This is a genomic window from Chryseobacterium taichungense (genome assembly GCF_900109935.1).
In the GTDB taxonomy this organism is placed as follows: Bacteria; Bacteroidota; Bacteroidia; order Flavobacteriales; family Weeksellaceae; genus Chryseobacterium; species Chryseobacterium taichungense.
In genome coordinates this window covers 185,262-203,190 of record NZ_FOBV01000008.1, presented here as the reverse complement: position 1 = coordinate 203,190, position 17,929 = coordinate 185,262, and the positions used below count along the sequence as shown (strand labels likewise).

Below are 17,929 nucleotides of genomic sequence, written 5' to 3'. Positions count from 1 at the left end.
ACGGGAAAGAGCGTAGTTCAGTAATTAATCTTTAGAAAATTAAAAACCTTTACAAATCTATGAAAAATTCCTATTACCATATAGGAGGTATTTTCTTTGGCCTTATGCTGACCGCTGTCAGCACTAACATAAAAGCCCAAACACGCAGCATTTCCGGTACCGTTACCACATCCGGCAAACCTCTTTCAGGAGTCGTGATCTCCCAAGAAGGGAGTAACCAGGTAACAATGACCGCTAATAATGGAACCTACACATTACAGGTTACAGCAGAAAATCCCATCCTATTGTTCAGACACCCTGATTATGCAGAAGAAAAAGTCACTCTCACTAATCAGACCGTCGTCAATATCAGCTTAGAACAAAAAGTAAAGGGAATCGAAGAAGTTATTCTCAACGCAGGCTACTACAAGGTCAGAGACAAGGAAAGCACCGGTAGTATCGCCAGAGTTTCAGCAAAAGACATCGAAAACCAGCCTGTCAACAATGTCCTTTCAGCTTTACAGGGCAGAATGACGGGCGTTAGTATTACACAGAATTCCAGTGTTCCCGGAGGAGGCTTTGATGTACAGATCAGGGGAAGAAACAGTTTAAGAAGTTATGCTACGACGGGCTATGACGGCAACAAGCCATTGTATATTGTCGATGGGGTGCCCTTACCTCAAGTCAATGATTTCAACACGGGAATGGCAAGTACAATATTGCCGTACAGCGAATCTAATCCTTTAAATTCGATCAATCCCGATGATATCGAATCCCTGGAAGTATTGAAGGATGCGGACGCCACCGCCATCTATGGAAGTAAGGGAGCCAATGGTGTTGTATTGATTACCACCAAGAAAGGTAAAAAAGAAAGAACCGAAGTCAATCTGAGAACAAGTTACGGACTTGGGCAGATGACCAACTTACCAAAGATGATGAGTCTTGATGAGTACATCGCTGTAAGAAAACTGGCGTTTGCCAATGATGGCGTAGCCGTCCCTTCCAATGCCTATGATATCAATGGGGTCTGGAGTTCAACAAAAACCACAGACTGGCAAAAATACTTTGTGGGAAATACTGCGGAGTATTCAGATGTACAGCTCGGAGTCTCCGGGGGGAGCGGCAATACCCAATTTTCAGTTTCAGGAGGGCATAACGAAGAAACGACCGTATTCCCCGGAAATTACAGGTATACAAGAAATAATTTGGGGGTTAACCTCAACCATACCAGTACAGACCGAAAGTTTCAGATCGGATTTAACGGGACTGCTGCGCTGCAAAACAATGTCCTGCCGCCAACGGATTTCAATTTGGTATATGCTTCGTTAGCACCCAATGCGCCTGACCTCTATATGCCCAATGGTATGATCAACTGGGAGAACAACACCTTTACCAATCCGATGGGGCCTGCAACACAGACCTATTCCATGAAGACCAAAAGTCTAAATGCCAACATCACTTCAAGCTACAATTTCGGAAGCGGCTTCAGCATCAACCTTAATAGCGGATACAGTACCTACAACAGTAATGACCAGAAGATTTTTCCAAAAACGACCTATAATCCATCCAGTAATATAGGCAGTAATAATTCATCAATACGAAAAGGGCAGAAGATGAACCAAAGCTGGATCTTGGAGCCTCAGCTGAATTATGAAAAACGATGGGAGAAACACCAGTTTTCAGCCTTGTTAGGCGGATCATTTCAGGAACAGAAATCAGATAATTTTGTGCTATTGGGACGAAACTTCCCGTCTGATGATATGCTGACCAATATTTCAGCGGCAGCCAATATAACGATTCCAAGCGCCAGTGAAACCTTATACCGCTATCAGGCAGTGTATGCAAGATTTAACTATGGTTATCATAAACGCTACTTTATCAACTTAACAGGCAGGCGTGATGGTTCCAGTCGGTTTGGTTCTGAGAGGAGATATGCCAATTTCGGCGCAGTGGGAGCAGCGTGGTTATTTTCTGAAGAAAATTTTCTTAAGAAGAGTTCATGGCTAAGTTTCGGAAAGTTGAGAACCAGTTATGGTGTTGCAGGGAATGACCAGATCGGAGATTACCAGTATTATGATACCTATCAGTCTACGGGAGGATCGTACGGCGGTTTTTCAGGAATCGTTCCCCAGCGTCTTTACAATAAAAATTTCGGTTGGGAGCTTACCCGTAAATTTGAGGCAGCGATTGAACTAGGTCTCTTTAAACAGCGGCTGAATTTCAATGCGGGTTATTATCATAATATCAGCTCTAACCAGCTGGTAGGGGTTCCAATGCCTGCCACCACAGGATTTGCCAGCATACAGGCCAATTTGAATGCTACCTTAAGAAACAAGGGATTGGAAGTATCCTTAGAGTCCGTCAATATTAAAACGGACCATTGGAGATGGATAACCAACCTCAATTTCACGTTGCCTGAAAACAAGCTGTTGAGTTTTCCCAACCTCGATAAATCAACTTATGCCAATCGATTTGAGATCGGGAAATCCACAAATCTTGTCAAGCTCTACCAATATACAGGTATTGACCCGACAACCGGCTTGTATACTTTTTACGATGCCAATTCTGATGGGATCATCAATACCGCAGATCGTGTTGTCAGCAAAGAGATCAAGGAGTACTGGTACGGCGGAATACAGAACAGTGTTCAGTATAAAAACTGGAGTTTAGACATCCTTTTGCAGTTTGTCAGCCAAAGCCAATACAACATCAGGTCGATGTACGGAAACATAGGCTACATGGCTAATAAACCGGCTGTTTTCAATGATTATTGGACACCCGATAATCCTGACGCTCAATTTCAAAGGCCGAGTGCCGGTTACAGTACGGCAGCGGTTACGGCGAGTTCACTCTATACGCTAAGTGATGCCACCGTTTCCGATATGTTCACATTGAGGGTGAAGAACGCAACCTTAAGTTACAACATTCCTTCAGCGAACGAATCAAAACTAAGGACTAAGGTGTTTTTAAGCGGACAGAACCTCTTCGTGTTTTCCAATAACAAGGACGTCAATCCCGAGTTTATGCTGGCCGGATTCAGCAGTCCACTTCGTGTGATCAGCTTCGGGCTTTCCCTAACCTATTAAACTGCATTTTTATGAAAAATATACCTATTAAAAATATCATAGTACTACATCTCCTGATTATATCATTTCTGACCTGTAACAGCTGTGACCGATTTACAGATGTGGGTTTACCTAAAAGCCAGATCACGAGAGAGGTTGTCTTTAAAGATGATCAGTTAGCTAAATCTGCCATGGCAGGAATTTACCGGTCTTTGGAAGAACAGGGGTTTTTATCGGGCTCGTCTTCAGGTGCACAGGTTGTTCTCAGTGCCTATGTCGATGAACTTCAATCGTATGCACCTGCTGCAAGTGATGCCACGATATTTTATCAACTCAGTCATCTGCCCAGTTCTACGAAAATCAGCAGCCTGTGGGCAACCACTTATACACAGATCTATAACATCAATGCCGTGATCGAAGGGGTTGAAAACTCTGAAAATCTCAGTCCGGAAGTTAGAAACCGATTGAAGGGAGAAGGTCTTTTTCTCAGAGCACTGCTGCATCTTTACCTGGTCCAAACATACGGACCTGTACCTTATGTAGTCACAACAAACTACGAAACCAATCAGGTGATCGATAAAAGCAGTATTGTCCAGGTGTATGCCCAATGTAAAAATGATCTACAGACGGCCAATGCACTGCTGCCCGAAACGTTAGTTACCGGAAGTAGAGTATATCCTACAAAAATGGCCGCTAACGCCGTTTTAGCCAGAATAGCCTATTACGAAAATAATTGGGATGACGCTGTGCAATATGCCGGTACTGTTGTTAATAATACACAGTACAAAATGGAATCTGATCTGAGCAAAGTGTTTTTAAAAGACAGCTCAGGCAGTATATGGCAGTTACTGCCCTTCAGCTCAATTTACAATACCTATCAGGGCAATGTATTCATTCTGAACACGGCACCGCCAACGAATGTCGCACTCCGTCAGGATTTTATAGATGAATTTGAGACGGGTGATCTAAGAAAAACAACCTGGATAGGGCAAAAAACGGATTCCCAAAACAAGACCTACTACTATCCATTCAAGTATAAACAGTATTCTACCAGTACGAATTCCCTGGAATATTCGGTAATTCTCAGGGTGGAAGAGCTTTATCTGATCAGGGCAGAGGCCTACCTTCAAAAAGGGCAGTATGATCTGGCCGCTTCGGATATTAATAAAATAAGAAATCGGGCAGGGCTTGCATCATTAGTGAATTCTGATCAGAATACTTTGATGAATGCTGTTATTAAAGAGAGGAGATCTGAATTGTTTACAGAATTCGGACATCGCTTCTATGATCTTAGACAGCATAATCTACTGGACCCGGTGATGGTTATTAAGAAAACAGGATGGAAAACCCATTTTAAGCTGCTGCCATTACCCGAAAGCGAACTTCTTATAAATTCTAATTTAAATCCGCAAAATGAAGGCTATTAAACTGTATTTAATTGGAATATTTTTAATCAGTACGCTTCACTTTTCCCAGAACATTGACAGTTTGGATTCTGTGTACCAGCAATATTATACAACTTCACTGTCGGCAAGCAGCCCCACAGGGCAGCACATCGTTCTGAATCATAGCAATGCCTACGGTAAGAATGATGACGAATTGATCACTGTAAATACAGGCAGTAAGAAAGTACTTGAAAAGCATACACAATATCACTTTTTAAACGCTCATCTTCTTCTGATGCGGAACGATAAGCATATCAGGATATTAAATATTAAAACCGGTCAAAGTAAAGATATCACAGGTAACTTTACGTTTGATATTTCCAATGTATCGGAAAAGCTTTTACTTCATAGTGCTAACGCCAGGGAGTTGGTTTCAGTATCCTATGATGGTACTGAATTGTGGAGAGAGGACAAGATCAATGCATATCATTTTGATCATAAGAATAATCGGGTTGTATATACTTCAGGAACGACTTTAGGCATCAGAGATCTAAATAATTATCAAGTCAAAACATTTAAGTTGGAAAGTGAATGTCACTGGCTGGCCAATTCTGAGAATAATATCTTTTGTGCGAACATTACGAGATCACAAATAGAATTTTACAAACTGGATGTGCTGTCGAATCAGTTATCGAGGCAGGTTATTGACAGCCCTTCAGCATTTGAATTTACAGCGAACCTAAAAGGTTACCTGGAAGTTAGGGAAGAAACGCACTTTATTGTGCCGGTCTATTTAAAAAGTAAGTTATATTCAAAGACCAATCCTGAACTACAGATCAGTTATTCAAATAGAAATAACAATGAAAATATACTCAAGCATTATATGGGTATTTATAACCTGAGCAATCAAACTTGGGATTATGCACCTGATACAACGCTGAAATTGCCTGTTTACAAATTTTTAAATGAGAAAGGTGATTTTATGGTTTTTGATGAGAGTCAAAATATTGTAGAGGAGCAGCAATATCCGGTTCTTGACTTAAAACTGATGCTGGATTATGGGAAAAGCTCTTACCTTCTGCCTAAAAAGAGAACAAATGATGGCAATTACTTATGGGATCGCGATACAGAACAGTTTATTTATTTTGATTTTAAAAGGTGGAGGTGCCATCATCTCAGGAAGGGAGAGGATCATGAGCTTTTCCCTTTGGAAATTCATGGATGGGAAAACCTTAAGAATAGTGGTCTGCAATATTTTCCATCAGAACTTCCCATAAAAATCAAAGGAACATCTTCTATTATGCTTCACAATCAGTTTGATTATTATATTGTCAATCTCAATACGCATCAAATAAAAAAAATCACGGCAGGAGAAGATAAAAATATTAAATACAAAGTACAGATTTCTAAAGATCAATATCCTGTATCCTCGTGGAATATCAAGTTTGCCATGCTGGACTTGGAAAAAGAATTGACATTCAACCTTTTTAATGAGGTAACTTATGATTCCGGATTTGCGACCTATGAATATCAAAAGAATAAGATGACTTCATACAGGCAAGGTCACTATAAGGAAATGAGACCTTACAGGAACGGATTCTTCTTAACGTCCCATTTTGCATTAGAACCTTTTAAATTGACAAAATTTGAAAGAGGGAAATACAGTGTAGTTTATGAGTCTATGAAAGCAGAGAAAAAACATTTTGCAAAATCAAGATATCAGATTTATCAATATAAAACGCAATATGGCATCTCTAATGCAGCGCTTTTGTTTCCTGTGAACTATGACCCGAAAAAGAAGTATCCACTGATTGTCAATATTTATGAAAATAAATCACAGGATGATCTTTTGTATTTTTGGCCACCTTACCTTAGAACAACTTTCGGCTTTCACTATATGCATTACCTAATGAATGGCTATATGGTTCTCTTACCGGATTTACAGTATGAAATCGGTAATGTTAAAAACAGTGTGATAACTTCTTTGGAAAAATCCATCGATATTGCAAAAACGATAGCCCCGATAGATGATAAAAATATAGGGGTCGTAGGCTTATCATTTGGCGGTTATGAAACGGGCTTGGCACTGACCAATTCCAGCTATTTCAAAACGGGTGTTGCCGGTGTGATGGTTTCAGATCTAGTTTCTTTTTCATTGACAAATTCAGAATTTGACGGTATGCCTAATTATAGGAGAACTGAAAATCAACAGTTAAGAATGAATAGAAATTTGTTTGAAGATGTTGGCAACTACAGGGATAATTCTCCCATTTATCATTTGAAAAATATTAATACACCTGTACTGATTTGGACAGGAGTAAAAGATAAAAATATTTCTCATCTTCAGTCACAGATGTTTTTTCTTGGAATGAAAAGGTTACAGAAAAAAGCCGTATTTTTGGAATATAATAACGAGACCCATAATGTATTACTGCCATCTAACCAGTTGGATCTTAATCTAAAGATATGGCAATGGTTTGATCACTATTTAAAGAATAAACCCCCAGCAGACTGGATCGGTCTAATGGCAAATTAAAAAATAGCTCCCTTTCGGGAGCTGTTTTTAATTGATTTTGTACAATTCGACATTGGCCGTTTCTGGATGGTCAACTTCCGGACCGCTCGTTCCGAAAACCTGCTGTCCTGTTGGCAATCCGTCTACAGTACAAATCGGGTTCAAAGTGGTTTCACACATGACACTTCGGTCCCACTGGTTGGTCGAGCTATTAAAGATGTAGCCCTGTCTTACTGCTAAATTTTCCTTGCTACCTTTTTCTTTTTGAGTAGCGAATGCAGTTCCTGTTCCTATCAGAATCAAAACTGCGGGTAAAATGAAATTTTTCATTGTAATAAAATTTGATGTTATGCCTACTCTAGATCAACAGGTTTTCGGCGTTCCCTGTTCTGTCGGCCAACAGATACTATTTAAATGTATACCTTGTAATTTTGTTACCAGACAGTACATAGAAATAATGTTTTGTAGATAATATTCCTCTGATCTTATCATGCTCCGTATTCCTGATATAAAAACTGTAGAGATATCGTTTCGTTGGATTATGATAGACGTCGATGATATAATTGTTTCTGGACACTTCCCGTGATTCATTTCTGCCCCTCATAATGGATACATTATAAAACTTATTCTCATAGATAGTTTGGACCTTGTTGATGACGCTTGGAGATCTGACTAATTTTTGTTGTCCGTTCTTAAGGTTTTGGGTTTCAATGGCCATATGAGACAACGAATCAATCATTCTTTCCCTTTGAATATTTCGGAAATTAAAATCCGCTGTCATCATCTCGCTACGGTAGTAATGGGTATAAACAATTTTTCTGTTTTGATGATCCAGAGTCAAGTCCCCATCGGTGTCAAAAATGCCGTCTGTCTTTTTCTGTAATGCATCCGGAAAAATTTGATATTCCTTCGTTGCAGTATTTAAAATACCCAGTTCACTTTCTTTTGTTTTAACAAGCATAGTTTTAAATACATATCGTTGTGGCTCAAGCATATAGAACCTCGAAAAATAAAGTCGATTAATACCTGTATCATACGCCATCAAAGAAGGGAGCTTTCCTTCAAAAATTACCGGCACCTTTCCATCAGAGACGCTGAAATATGGATAGAGGACATTAATAGTAACACTGACAAAATCATACTTATAATTATTCAATCTGATCTTATCAAGTTTAATAGCATTGAATTCAGGTGTTATGGTTGAAAGAAGGAGTGGTGTTTTGTGGTTTGCTAAAAACAGGGAATCACCATAACTACCTGCAAAATAATAGTTATTCATAGGAAACTTCAATATCTGATATTGCATTGTTAATGGTTCTTTTATACTCCTTTTAAAATCCCCTTGGTTATCATCAACAGTTATATCGTACACCAACACCACAGACAATATTGGCAGGACTGTAATCAATGCAAGCCGGCTCATTAACTTTACTGTGTTTGCAGCGTCACTAATCATAATTGTCACGATCAATAAGAGAACACAGCATAGATTAAAAATGAGGTGTTGATTCCAATCCATTTTCTCAAGTATACCTCCGCAGGAGCAGGGAATAGAATCACCGTAATTTAATATCAGGAAAATGTAAATCGTAAATGCTGACATGATACCAAGAGATGCATAAAGCCCTGTTAGACGAAATTTTTGGATGACTAAAAGATAGACAATTAGCAGTTCAACTGTAATTACGAGCAATGAAACGACGCCTGCATACGCCCCAAGCATAGGTGACTGCGCTAACTGTACCTGGAAATTCTCAAATTCCAACAGCTTACTTACACTTGCATATATAAACAGCAGGATAAAAAAATAAGAAACAGCTTTGACAAAAATGGACTTAAAAGATTTCATTGCTTTGTTTTTATTTAGTTTAACAGACCTGGATCAGCCTCCATTTGATCTTCATTCCGCAATAGTCAGGCATGGGCGCACCTTTAAATAGGGTTACCGTTGTTCTGAAATTCCCCATACTCTCCCAGATGCCGCTTTCCGGACATGGTAAGCCTGAGGCAGCTGATATGGAGGTATGAGGAATCATAGGTCATAGAATTGATTAATTTTTATTCGTGATCCTCCAGTTATCGCCATCTCTGACCGGCGGATCGGGATCCACTATTTCTTCTGATGATTTTGCAGAGTCTTTTTTCATGATCGATATTTTCAGCTCCTCATATGAGCTGTCATCAGTTATGAGATCTTCATCTCGGTTTGCACAGTTTTGTAAACTCATTGCAGCGATTACTATACTAAAAATTGGGATTAACTTTTTCATTGTAATTTCTTTTGATTAGGTTATCCCGACGTCGGATTGAATTAGAATTCTGAAGTCAAAGTTAGAGTCCTTGGAGACTGAAAAAAACTGTCCTGTGGGGCAATTTTAAAATAGATACGTCTCAATTTTAAAATTGTACCATTGCAAAAAAGCCTACAGAGGCTTATTGATCACTGGTAACAGGATTTTACGTATTGGATGGTCTTCCTTGGCTTCTAAAGGCATTTCTTATGATCAAAATTCGTATTTTTGAGTTGGTGAGGTTCTAATAATCAGTATATGAAAAAGTTAAATTACTTTCTCGTCCTGCTTTCTGCCTATTCACAATTATTTTTTTCCCAGCAAAAGGAAGTACGGACTTTCAGAGAGATCAGAAGCAATTACGAAAAAATGACCATCGACGATGAGCGGGCAATGCCTTTTGTTAAGGACTATATTCAAAAAGCAAAATCTGAAAGCGACATTTCCCAACTGATTCAGGGCTACAGGGACGGAAGGCAGTTTGATTATAAAAGCAAGATGAAATATGCTGACAGTGCTTTGGCATTCAGTATCAAGTATGGTAGTAACGATGACATCAGCAAAGACTATCTCAGCAAAGGGATCATCTACTACTTTTACCAGAAAAAATATAAGCTGGCCTTAAACCAGTACATGAAAGCCTATGAATTCTCAAAAGGTTCAGATGACCAATACCAGCATTATAAGGTCATTTACCATCTAGGAGTCGTCAAAGCACATTTGGGATATTACGACGAAGCATTAGAGCATTTTCAGGACTGTTCACAATTTTATGAAAAGGCCATGAACCAAAAAGGTCTGCACGAAAACCTACAATTCAACAACAAGAAAGCTTATCTTAATTCACTTCATCAAATGACCGTTGCCAACCGGTACTTGAAAAATGTCTCGACTAGTGACAGTCTGAACAAATTGGGATATAAACTGACTGCAGGTGACCGGGATTTTCTATTGGAGAACAGCTATTTTCTAAAATGTTTAGGGATCTCAAAATTTTTGAAGAATGATTATGAGGGTGCGGCTTCGGATTTAAACAGTGCATTACCTGAGATCTTGAAAAGAAACGACTTTGCGTGGGTTTCCGTCATCTACTATTACCTTGGAAAGATCTCAGAGGCTAAAAATCAGGAAGAAGTAGTGATCGGCTATTACAGTAAAATCGATTCAATCTTTGTCAAAGAAGGATTTATCCTACCGGAAGTTTATAAAAGTTACAATTATCTCATTAGCTATTATAAAAACAAGGACCTCGGCAAACAATTGTATTATACTGAGCAGCTTCTGAAGGCGGACAGTATGATCAGCAAAGATTATCCATATTTGTCCGGAAAACTTCACAGGGAGTATGACCGAAGGTCACTCATTGAGCAAAAAGAAGACATTGAGAAGGCAGGCAAGAAAAATATAAGGATCGCCCAGTTCCTGATCTTCACGAGTACGCTTACCATTATATTTTTTGTTATCCGATTCCAGAAGGACCGCAAGATAAAAAAACAGTACGATCTACTTCAAAAAAAATTGAAAGAAGGTTCTTACGGGATCCCCGATATTGTAGAGGTACAACCTCAGGAATATTCCCTAAGAAAAACTTTTCTGACACCTGAACTAACGATTGAAATCGGAGAGAAGCTCAAAAAGTTCGAGAGAGAACTGCAATTTACCAAGAAAGGCATTACTCAAAACAGTATTGCAGTAAAACTTAATACGAACGCAAATTATCTATCCATCTATATCAATGAGAATAAAGGCATGAATTTCACCAGGTATATTGCAGAACTCAGAATCAAGTATATAACAAACCTTTTAAATACCAATACTAAATACCTCAACTACACCATAGAAGCCTTGGCAGAAGAATGTGGTATTGCAGCGCGTCAGAATTTTTCCAATCTTTTTTATGATATTAACGGCATCCGTCCAACAGATTACATCAAAAAGCGGAAAAAAGAACTGAGAATCGGCTGAATGGACCTTCAGTAAACGTTTTTTTGTAAATTTCTAAAAAAAGGACATGGTAACAAAAACTATTTTTAGAAAAATTGCAAAGCTCCATGAAGAATTGGAGCTTAAAATTAATGAAGTGTATGATGAAGGTGATATGATCAAAGTAGCAGAAAGATCTTTACTGCTGATCGATGAGTCGATCAGAAAACTCAAGACATTGGTCTCCTCCCATAAATTTGAAAATTTTGGTGAGGAGGTTTACTTCTTCAAAAATCTGAAACCAAAATTCATTTCCAAATTTATTTACTATTCACTGGTGTTAGATCTGGAATCCCACAAGCCCAATGCAGGTAAGAAAGTGTTGAAGAAATACTACATGGCAGAACAGGAGAAGCTTAAGAACTTCTACACAGAACAATCTGATTTTTACAGTTATTACCGACGGGAAGCTACCTACTTAGATCATAAAATATTTGTAAGGGATTCCTATGATCTTAAAATGAAACTCTCATTGGGCTTTTACAATTTCGACACCAGCTTTACGACCTCTCATGACCAGTTGATTGCCAAATTTATGGCAGATGAAAAATTCGACCAGTACCTAAAAAAACAGATCGACGGATTATCAGAAAATGAAGTTCCTAAGTCTTTATCCCCTTTGGTCTGGTCTGCTTCTAAGGTAGGACTTATCGAACTGATCTATGCCCTGTACCAGATGAGATGTTTCAATGGCGGTAATGTGGAATTGAGTGAAGTGGTAAGGTTTGTAGAAAAATCACTCGGCACGGACCTTGGGAACTTTCACAAGACCATCTTTGAAATCCGCAACCGGAAGCAGGGACCGACCAAGTTTTTGAACATTGTCAGCGAGAATCTTCTACAGTACTTTCAAAGTACAGAAGAGGAGTAAATCATACTTGTAAACCTCTGGTGATTAAGGTGCATTGGAGGTTTTCTACTCTTTACTGATGAGATGCTGCAAGTCCGGGTCATTAGAAATCCGCTCCATTTCAATAGATATGATTTTTAAAATTTCAGCTTTGATATTCTTATAATTGCTGTCAATGGTTTCCAGCATCCTGTCATTTCCATCCTCATCCTCGAAACAACGGATGTCAGGAATTTTCTTATAGTTCTTTTCCTCCGCTGAAATTTTTGCCGTATCGACAACGATCTCCGAATGAAAAATCTTTTGCTTAATTCTTTCATCAAAATTGTCAGAAACGGCACCTACGAAAAATCCCTGGGTCAATGTCGAAATCTTCGATGCCGGAATAAGACTGTCCAATTGCGTGGATATTGAAGTTGACGTATCATTCCTGTTGATCGATATGCTCTGTCTTTTTGTAACACTTTACCAAACCTTTCGGATAAAGCCTTTGCGGTTTCCCCAACCACCTGTCCGCTGAAAATGTTTCCAACCGTATTCTGAATCACCTTGCTTTCTTTATCTCCATAATCCCTGGTTAACTGAGAAAAATCCTGAAATCCTAAACAAACAGAAACTTTATTGCTCCTTGCTGTTGCAATCAGGTTATCGAGTCCTCTGAAATATATGGTAGGTAACTCATCAATAATCACGGAGCTTTTGAGTTGCCCCTTTTTGTTGATGAGTTTTACAATCCTTGAATTGTATAGTCCCAGAGCCGCAGAATAGATATTCTGCCGGTCAGGGTTATTTCCTACACATAAAATCTTCGGCTCCTTGGGATTATTGATGTCCAGTGAAAAATCGTCTCCGGTCATCACCCAGTACAATTGAGGCGAGATCATTCTTGATAACGGGATCTTTGCTGAAGCAATCTGTCCCTGTAATTGATCCTGAGCTCCGCCCTGCCAAGCATCCATAAAAGGGGAGAGGTAGTTTTCCAATTCGGAATAGGAGGTCAAAATCGTGAAGACGTCTTCATATTTCTTGTTGAGCAGTTCTATAGCGTGAGGGAATGTACAGTATCTGCCGTTCTCATATATTTTCAAAAACTAGATAATGGCGGCCAAAAGAATAATCGGACTTTCAACGAAGAAATCACCCTGTTTCTGTATCCAGCTTCTGTTCAAATTCAACATAATGGTGTAAGCCGCTTCGTAGGCATCTGAAATATCCGTCATAAATTCAGGATTTAAGGGATTACACCGATGGCTTCTTCTGGGATCATCAAAATTTATCACGTAAAACTTCGGCTTTACCCTGTAAGAATGTGAATGTTTTAGAAGATGATTATAGGCTATGGTTGAAAGGTCATCAAATTTAAAATCATAGATATACATGGAGAAGCCTTTCTCAATGTGCTGCCTGATATAGTTATTAACGACGGCATACGATTTCCCTGAGCCCGGTGTACCTAACACAATGGTCGCACGGAAAGGATTAACGACGTTGATCCATCCTTTATGCCAGTTGCCATGATAGTAAAATTTCGTGGGGAGGTTGACCGAGTATTCATTGTACAGTAATCTGGTCTCCTGTTGAAAGCTTTCATTTTCATTGTTGAAAACGTCGGTCATCAGATTTGTTGTTAACAAACGGCTAATCCAAACGCCTGCCTGCATCAGAAGAATGTATCCGGCACCAGTGGATAAGATATAAAAGGAGGTGGCGCCGGATGCTGGAAATTTTAATAGAAATGAATTAAAAAAGAATAATACGGTACCGATAGAAGAGATGATCAGTATTTTTTTCCAGCTGATCTTTTCATTTTTAACCCCTTTTGTCCCCAAACAACTAAGGCCCAATAACAAGACGGCAAACAGTTTAGAATAAAGGGAATGAGAAAATAAACCTGCTGTTTTATTAAAGTTTTGGAGTATTTTATTGATGAGCTCCAAGGTCCATTGTCTTTGCGCAAAAAATCCGTAGCAAAACCAATAGAGGTGCATTATCACCAGAATAATGCTTACCGCTCTCATAAAGCCCATGATTTTGGCGAGTCCTCTCAAGTCGTCTTCTCCCTGCATTTCTCTACTATTTAAAGGTTTGGGGGGGGTAAGGTATGAGCCTCAATGATTTGTAATTCAATGATGGCGCTCATGGGAAAAGAAAGACTGGTTTTGTCTTCCCTAAACCGCTTAGGAATTGGTTTCGTACATTCACAGTCTTTAGTAAATTATTTAAAATTAAAACAGATTTATTCCTTTGGAGTTCAGAAGATTTTTCAATTAAAGTTTTTACTCTGGATGATCTACCGGATTCACGAATGTTTTTTGCGTTTGCGTTTGTTTTTCATCTTTTTTTCAAAATCAAGTTCCTCATCATCTTCTCCCTGCGCTTGAGGTACTAAGCCGCCTACTGCTTCGAATAAATCTTTAGCGGTATCTGTATCCATCATGTCCAAGAATTGATCTAATGTCGGAAAAAAATTGGTATCATTCGATGTAGTTGATCTATCATATGTTTGTTCAGCTTCTTTATCATCCGGTTTCAGATTGTTATTCCAGCACTCGTTAAATGCATTGGCAGAACATTCTTTTCCCAATCTTGAACCGTTCCATACCGTCTTTGATCCATGATCGATAAAAGTCATTCCGTAAATTCTTCCCTTGTCATTTTTCCGAATTACTGTATTAATGCCTTCTTTCTGTAACTTTTTTGTAAATGATTTTTCATCATTAGAAGACTGTAATATCCGTACAATTTTTTCTTTTAGTTTTTCCCTTTCAGAAAGACTGGTCATTTTTTCCTTGCTGGATTCAAAGTGCTTCTCCAATGAATCGAGTCCAGCCTTTTTTCCAAACAGCGATGCTTTAAAAGGTCTGCCTGTCTTTTTCCCGATCCTATCTGTCGGAAAATACAGCAAACCTCTTTGCACATGACCGTGCATTTCTCCTTCCACTTTTTCTGCGGTAATATGGTAAAGAGAGAGCAGTGCATTATATTCACCAAGGGATTGAAATTGATACTGAGAACTGATATTCCTTACCACTGAGGCGATTTGACTTTTGACATCCCCTCTCTTATAATCAACAGCTTTAAAAATTTCACTTTTTAAATTATTTTCTTTTTCAATAGCTGATATTAATCCGAATTGCTCCTCCAGTTCCCGGCATACTTTCATCGAACGGACCTTTTCGAATGTGTCAGAGATCTTTCTTCCCTCTTCATCCACACAGATTGAAACAATATGAATATGGCTTCGGTCTATATCCGTATGTTTAAATACAACAAACGGCTGTTCGCCATAGCCCATTTCCTGCATATATTGCTGAGCCATTTGTCTGTATTTCTCATCAGAAACTACGTCTTTAGGATCTGGATTTAAAGAAATATGCAGGGTAAGTTTTTCTGTATTTCGATTCGCCAAAAGGTAAGGTTCAAATGATTTTGCCAGCTGAACTACAGTATATTGTCCATTAGCTGTTTCGATCATTTTGTTGGTCAGCAGAATTTCTCCTTTCTCCTTTTCAATTTTCATATTATTGTAGGACAATGTACCGAACAAATTGCTGCTTCTTCCGATTTTAGCAATCATCTTATCATTCGTTTTTTAGATGTTTTTGATTAAATTCTTCGGTCAATTGAATTACTTTCTTGAATATCGCGATCATTTCCAGCGCCTGTTTTTCCAGTTTAAAAAGTAAAGCCGACGCTTTTTTTTCAGAAAAATGAGTGTAAAGAAGTTTTACCGATTGATTATAATTTACGCCTACCGAACGAAACTGGCTGTGAAATGAGGTCAGTCTCATATAAAAATCAATAGTTCCTTTATCCAACTTCACAGTCTTTACCGTCTTTTCGAAAATACAGGAGGTTATAAAATGAGCTTTGACAGTCATTCCTGATTGGTCAAAAAGTTCAAGAAACCTTGAGTGTTCTACTTCATTAAAAGAGATCGTATAACGATTCTTAGCAGGATCAGCCTTAGGGCGACGACCTGTTTTTCGTGTTTTCTTATTATTTTGATCATTCATAACCACCATTTTATTTTATAAAACATCGACTTCGGAGATCGTTTTCACAGCCCCCTGCAAGGGCAAGTTGTTTTCAGCATCCGAAAACGTTTCGAGATGCTCAAAACACAACTTGCCCCTTTCGGGTGAAAGGATAAATCCAAAATACAATGGAATCAATCCATTATTAAAGATTCTTTCTCTGCCTAATAGTGCAGAACTTCAAACAAGTCACCGAAGCTTTCACAAATTAAATGACAATGCTTCAGAGACACTCTAAAGTTCATAAAGCCAAACAAAACCATTGAAAGATAAAGACAACCACTTGGAAGATGGGTGCAGCCTGATGTTATTTATTTGTACCAGAAAGTTGGCAGGACTGATGTATGGCAAAATTGTTTGAGTTCCTGAAGTCAAGCATTCCAGAATTCAGGAATTCAAGCTTTCCGGACATCAGGAATTCAGATAGGATAGGGATCTGTCAGGAATTATATCCTGAAGGAAGTACGGGATCATTTCAGGAAAGCCGGACTGACTGATTGACTGACTGATTGAAGGATGATCTTCATTATTGCAGTCAGATCCACTTTCTGCTGTGCAAGATCTCAGGAGAGCGTGATGTAGCTGAATCCTGCCCGCCATCTTTCATTCAAGAAGTGTTATAAACTAATGTTCAACTAAAAAATCAAAAAAATGGAAACAAAAAAGCAACCAACAATCATTGCTTTTTCGACTCAAAAAGGAGGGGTTGGTAAAAGCACTTTCACCACATTGATCGCAAGTATCCTACATTACCGGATGGGATACAATGTCGCTATATTCGACTGTGATTTTCCGCAATACAGTCTGATACAGATGAGGGAGAGAGATCTTAAAACTGTGATGCAAAATGAGGTGTTGAAGAAAATGGCCCATAAACAGTTTACAACCATTAATAAAAAAGCCTATCCCGTTTTCCAAAGCAAGACCGATACGGTCTTGGAAGAGATAAAAATGTATGTGGATAATTCGGAAGTTGCACCGGATGTAGTTTTTCTAGACCTGCCTGGTACGGTCAACACCGCTGGAATCTTGAGTACACTTGTCAATGTGCACTATATTTTTTCACCCATAACCGCGGATAGGGTCGTTCTTGAAAGCACCCTGAGTTTTACGGATGTCCTGACCAATGTCCTGATGAAGAAAAAGAATACCGAGATCAAAAGCATACAGCTGTTCTGGAACCAGGTCGACGGCAGGGAGAAAACCCCATTGTACAAAAATTACAGTAAGGTAATCAAAGATCTGGGACTTCAATTAATGGAAACCTCCATTACCGACAGTAAGCGATTTCGTAAAGAAGGGGAGACAGTCGCCAAAACAGTTTTCCGTTCGACATTACTGCCGGCAGACCCGAAGTTGATGATATTATGCCGACTCGACCAGTTTATGGAGGAGTTTTTAAAGATAGTTAAATTGTAATGTTATGGAAGGTGAGAATAAGAACAACGAAGACGGCAGTATTGACGAACAATATCTAATGTCCATCATGGCTGGCAATACAAACAATCAACCGCAAAGTCAGGAACTTGATTCCCTAAAAGAAAAGCCAGCGCTCAGGCCAAAAATAAAAAGCAAAAAAAGCGTTGGAATTACCTACGCTGAGCAGTTTCTTACCCATCACACGATGACCAGGCGCGGGGATAAAAGTATCTATATCCGTCCCGAATATCATGAGCGACTTTCGCGTATCATCCAAATCATTGCGGATGATCAGATACCTTTATACGCATATCTTGATAATATATTGGCGTATCATTTTGAAATGTTTGAAAAAGAGATCACCGATGATTTCAACAGCAAATACCGTCCAATCTTTTAATCTAT

At 38.9% G+C, this 17,929-nt stretch carries 14 protein-coding genes and 1 pseudogene; 8 read left to right on the top strand and 7 right to left on the bottom strand.

The genetic code is table 11. The features are described 5' to 3' along the window. Window positions 1-59 precede the first annotated feature (59 nt). From BMW64_RS16805 to BMW64_RS16795, 3 genes are read left to right on the top strand one after another with little or no spacing between them, the layout of a single operon-like run. Entirely contained in the window at window positions 60-3,065 is a 3,006-nt protein-coding gene (locus tag BMW64_RS16805; protein ID WP_090001222.1) for a SusC/RagA family TonB-linked outer membrane protein, read from the top strand. An 11-nt stretch (window positions 3,066-3,076) separates the two neighbouring features. Continuing rightward, complete coding sequence (locus BMW64_RS16800; protein ID WP_090001220.1) at window positions 3,077-4,471, top strand: RagB/SusD family nutrient uptake outer membrane protein; 1,395 nt, start codon at window positions 3,077-3,079, stop codon at window positions 4,469-4,471. Further along, entirely contained in the window at window positions 4,458-6,965 is a 2,508-nt protein-coding gene (locus BMW64_RS16795) for an alpha/beta hydrolase family protein (RefSeq protein ID WP_090001219.1), read from the top strand. The genes BMW64_RS16800 and BMW64_RS16795 overlap by 14 nt, the downstream gene beginning before the upstream one ends. Window positions 6,966-6,992: 27 nt before the next feature. On the opposite strand, the gene BMW64_RS16790 is transcribed toward BMW64_RS16795, so the two are convergent. The 4 genes from BMW64_RS16790 to BMW64_RS16780 all read right to left on the bottom strand — a co-directional run bounded on the left by BMW64_RS16790 (window position 6,993) and on the right by BMW64_RS16780 (window position 9,214). Next, window positions 6,993-7,274 carry a DUF6520 family protein gene (locus tag BMW64_RS16790; RefSeq protein ID WP_090001217.1) on the bottom strand — a complete coding sequence of 94 codons (282 nt, stop codon included), beginning with the start codon at window positions 7,272-7,274 and terminating at the stop codon, window positions 6,993-6,995. Window positions 7,275-7,350: 76 nt separating this feature from the next. Further along, window positions 7,351-8,793, bottom strand: a complete 1,443-nt coding sequence (locus BMW64_RS16785) for a MauE/DoxX family redox-associated membrane protein (protein WP_090001215.1) — start codon at window positions 8,791-8,793, stop codon at window positions 7,351-7,353. Window positions 8,794-8,812: 19 nt separating this feature from the next. Next, a complete protein-coding gene (locus BMW64_RS20755) occupies window positions 8,813-8,980 on the bottom strand; it encodes a hypothetical protein (RefSeq protein ID WP_177175314.1) in 168 nt (55 codons plus the stop codon). Window positions 8,981-8,995: 15 nt separating this feature from the next. Further along, entirely contained in the window at window positions 8,996-9,214 is a 219-nt protein-coding gene (locus BMW64_RS16780; RefSeq protein ID WP_090001213.1) for a hypothetical protein, read from the bottom strand. Between the two features lie 279 nt (window positions 9,215-9,493). Here BMW64_RS16780 and BMW64_RS16775 point away from each other — a divergent pair, with 279 nt between their 5' ends. Continuing rightward, window positions 9,494-11,200, top strand: coding sequence for a helix-turn-helix domain-containing protein (locus BMW64_RS16775; RefSeq protein WP_090001211.1), 1,707 nt, complete (start codon window positions 9,494-9,496; stop codon window positions 11,198-11,200). Window positions 11,201-11,246: 46 nt separating this feature from the next. Continuing rightward, window positions 11,247-12,089 (top strand): RteC domain-containing protein, encoded by an 843-nt coding sequence (locus BMW64_RS16770; RefSeq protein WP_090001209.1) that lies wholly within the window; start codon window positions 11,247-11,249, stop codon window positions 12,087-12,089. A 45-nt stretch (window positions 12,090-12,134) separates the two neighbouring features. Here the strand turns inward: BMW64_RS16770 and mobC are convergent. The 3 genes and pseudogenes from mobC to mobA all read right to left on the bottom strand — a co-directional run bounded on the left by mobC (window position 12,135) and on the right by mobA (window position 16,084). Further along, window positions 12,135-14,134, bottom strand: a pseudogene (gene mobC / locus BMW64_RS16765) (conjugal transfer protein MobC). A gap of 233 nt (window positions 14,135-14,367) precedes the next feature. Further along, window positions 14,368-15,645, bottom strand: a complete 1,278-nt coding sequence (gene mobB, locus BMW64_RS16760; protein WP_090001207.1) for a conjugal transfer protein MobB — start codon at window positions 15,643-15,645, stop codon at window positions 14,368-14,370. A 4-nt stretch (window positions 15,646-15,649) separates the two neighbouring features. Next, the gene (mobA, locus tag BMW64_RS16755) at window positions 15,650-16,084 is read right to left on the bottom strand and encodes a conjugal transfer protein MobA (protein WP_090001256.1); all 435 of its coding nucleotides are present in this window, start codon (window positions 16,082-16,084) and stop codon (window positions 15,650-15,652) included. Window positions 16,085-16,449: 365 nt separating this feature from the next. Here mobA and BMW64_RS20750 point away from each other — a divergent pair, with 365 nt between their 5' ends. From BMW64_RS20750 to BMW64_RS16745, 3 genes are all read left to right on the top strand, one after another. Then, a complete protein-coding gene (locus BMW64_RS20750) occupies window positions 16,450-16,602 on the top strand; it encodes a hypothetical protein (RefSeq protein WP_177175313.1) in 153 nt (50 codons plus the stop codon). Window positions 16,603-16,756: 154 nt separating this feature from the next. Further along, window positions 16,757-17,524: a ParA family protein gene (locus BMW64_RS16750; RefSeq protein ID WP_090001205.1), complete on the top strand. Its 768-nt coding sequence runs from the start codon at window positions 16,757-16,759 to the stop codon at window positions 17,522-17,524. Window positions 17,525-17,528: 4 nt separating this feature from the next. Beyond that, window positions 17,529-17,924 (top strand): DUF3408 domain-containing protein, encoded by a 396-nt coding sequence (locus BMW64_RS16745; RefSeq protein WP_090001203.1) that lies wholly within the window; start codon window positions 17,529-17,531, stop codon window positions 17,922-17,924. Window positions 17,925-17,929: the final 5 nt, after the last annotated feature.

Bases quoted from the DNA above. Each gene is read 5' to 3' on its own strand.
- BMW64_RS16805 (WP_090001222.1), top strand. From the start codon at position 60: ATGAAAAATTCCTATTACCATATAGGAGGTATTTTCTTTGGCCTTATG.
- BMW64_RS16800 (WP_090001220.1), top strand. From the start codon at position 3,077: ATGAAAAATATACCTATTAAAAATATCATAGTACTACATCTCCTGATT.
- BMW64_RS16795 (WP_090001219.1), top strand. From the start codon at position 4,458: ATGAAGGCTATTAAACTGTATTTAATTGGAATATTTTTAATCAGTACG.
- BMW64_RS16790 (WP_090001217.1), bottom strand. From the start codon at position 7,274: ATGAAAAATTTCATTTTACCCGCAGTTTTGATTCTGATAGGAACAGGA.
- BMW64_RS16785 (WP_090001215.1), bottom strand. From the start codon at position 8,793: ATGAAATCTTTTAAGTCCATTTTTGTCAAAGCTGTTTCTTATTTTTTT.
- BMW64_RS20755 (WP_177175314.1), bottom strand. From the start codon at position 8,980: ATGATTCCTCATACCTCCATATCAGCTGCCTCAGGCTTACCATGTCCG.
- BMW64_RS16780 (WP_090001213.1), bottom strand. From the start codon at position 9,214: ATGAAAAAGTTAATCCCAATTTTTAGTATAGTAATCGCTGCAATGAGT.
- BMW64_RS16775 (WP_090001211.1), top strand. From the start codon at position 9,494: ATGAAAAAGTTAAATTACTTTCTCGTCCTGCTTTCTGCCTATTCACAA.
- BMW64_RS16770 (WP_090001209.1), top strand. From the start codon at position 11,247: ATGGTAACAAAAACTATTTTTAGAAAAATTGCAAAGCTCCATGAAGAA.
- mobB (WP_090001207.1), bottom strand. From the start codon at position 15,645: ATGATTGCTAAAATCGGAAGAAGCAGCAATTTGTTCGGTACATTGTCC.
- mobA (WP_090001256.1), bottom strand. From the start codon at position 16,084: ATGAATGATCAAAATAATAAGAAAACACGAAAAACAGGTCGTCGCCCT.
- BMW64_RS20750 (WP_177175313.1), top strand. From the start codon at position 16,450: ATGGCAAAATTGTTTGAGTTCCTGAAGTCAAGCATTCCAGAATTCAGG.
- BMW64_RS16750 (WP_090001205.1), top strand. From the start codon at position 16,757: ATGGAAACAAAAAAGCAACCAACAATCATTGCTTTTTCGACTCAAAAA.
- BMW64_RS16745 (WP_090001203.1), top strand. From the start codon at position 17,529: ATGGAAGGTGAGAATAAGAACAACGAAGACGGCAGTATTGACGAACAA.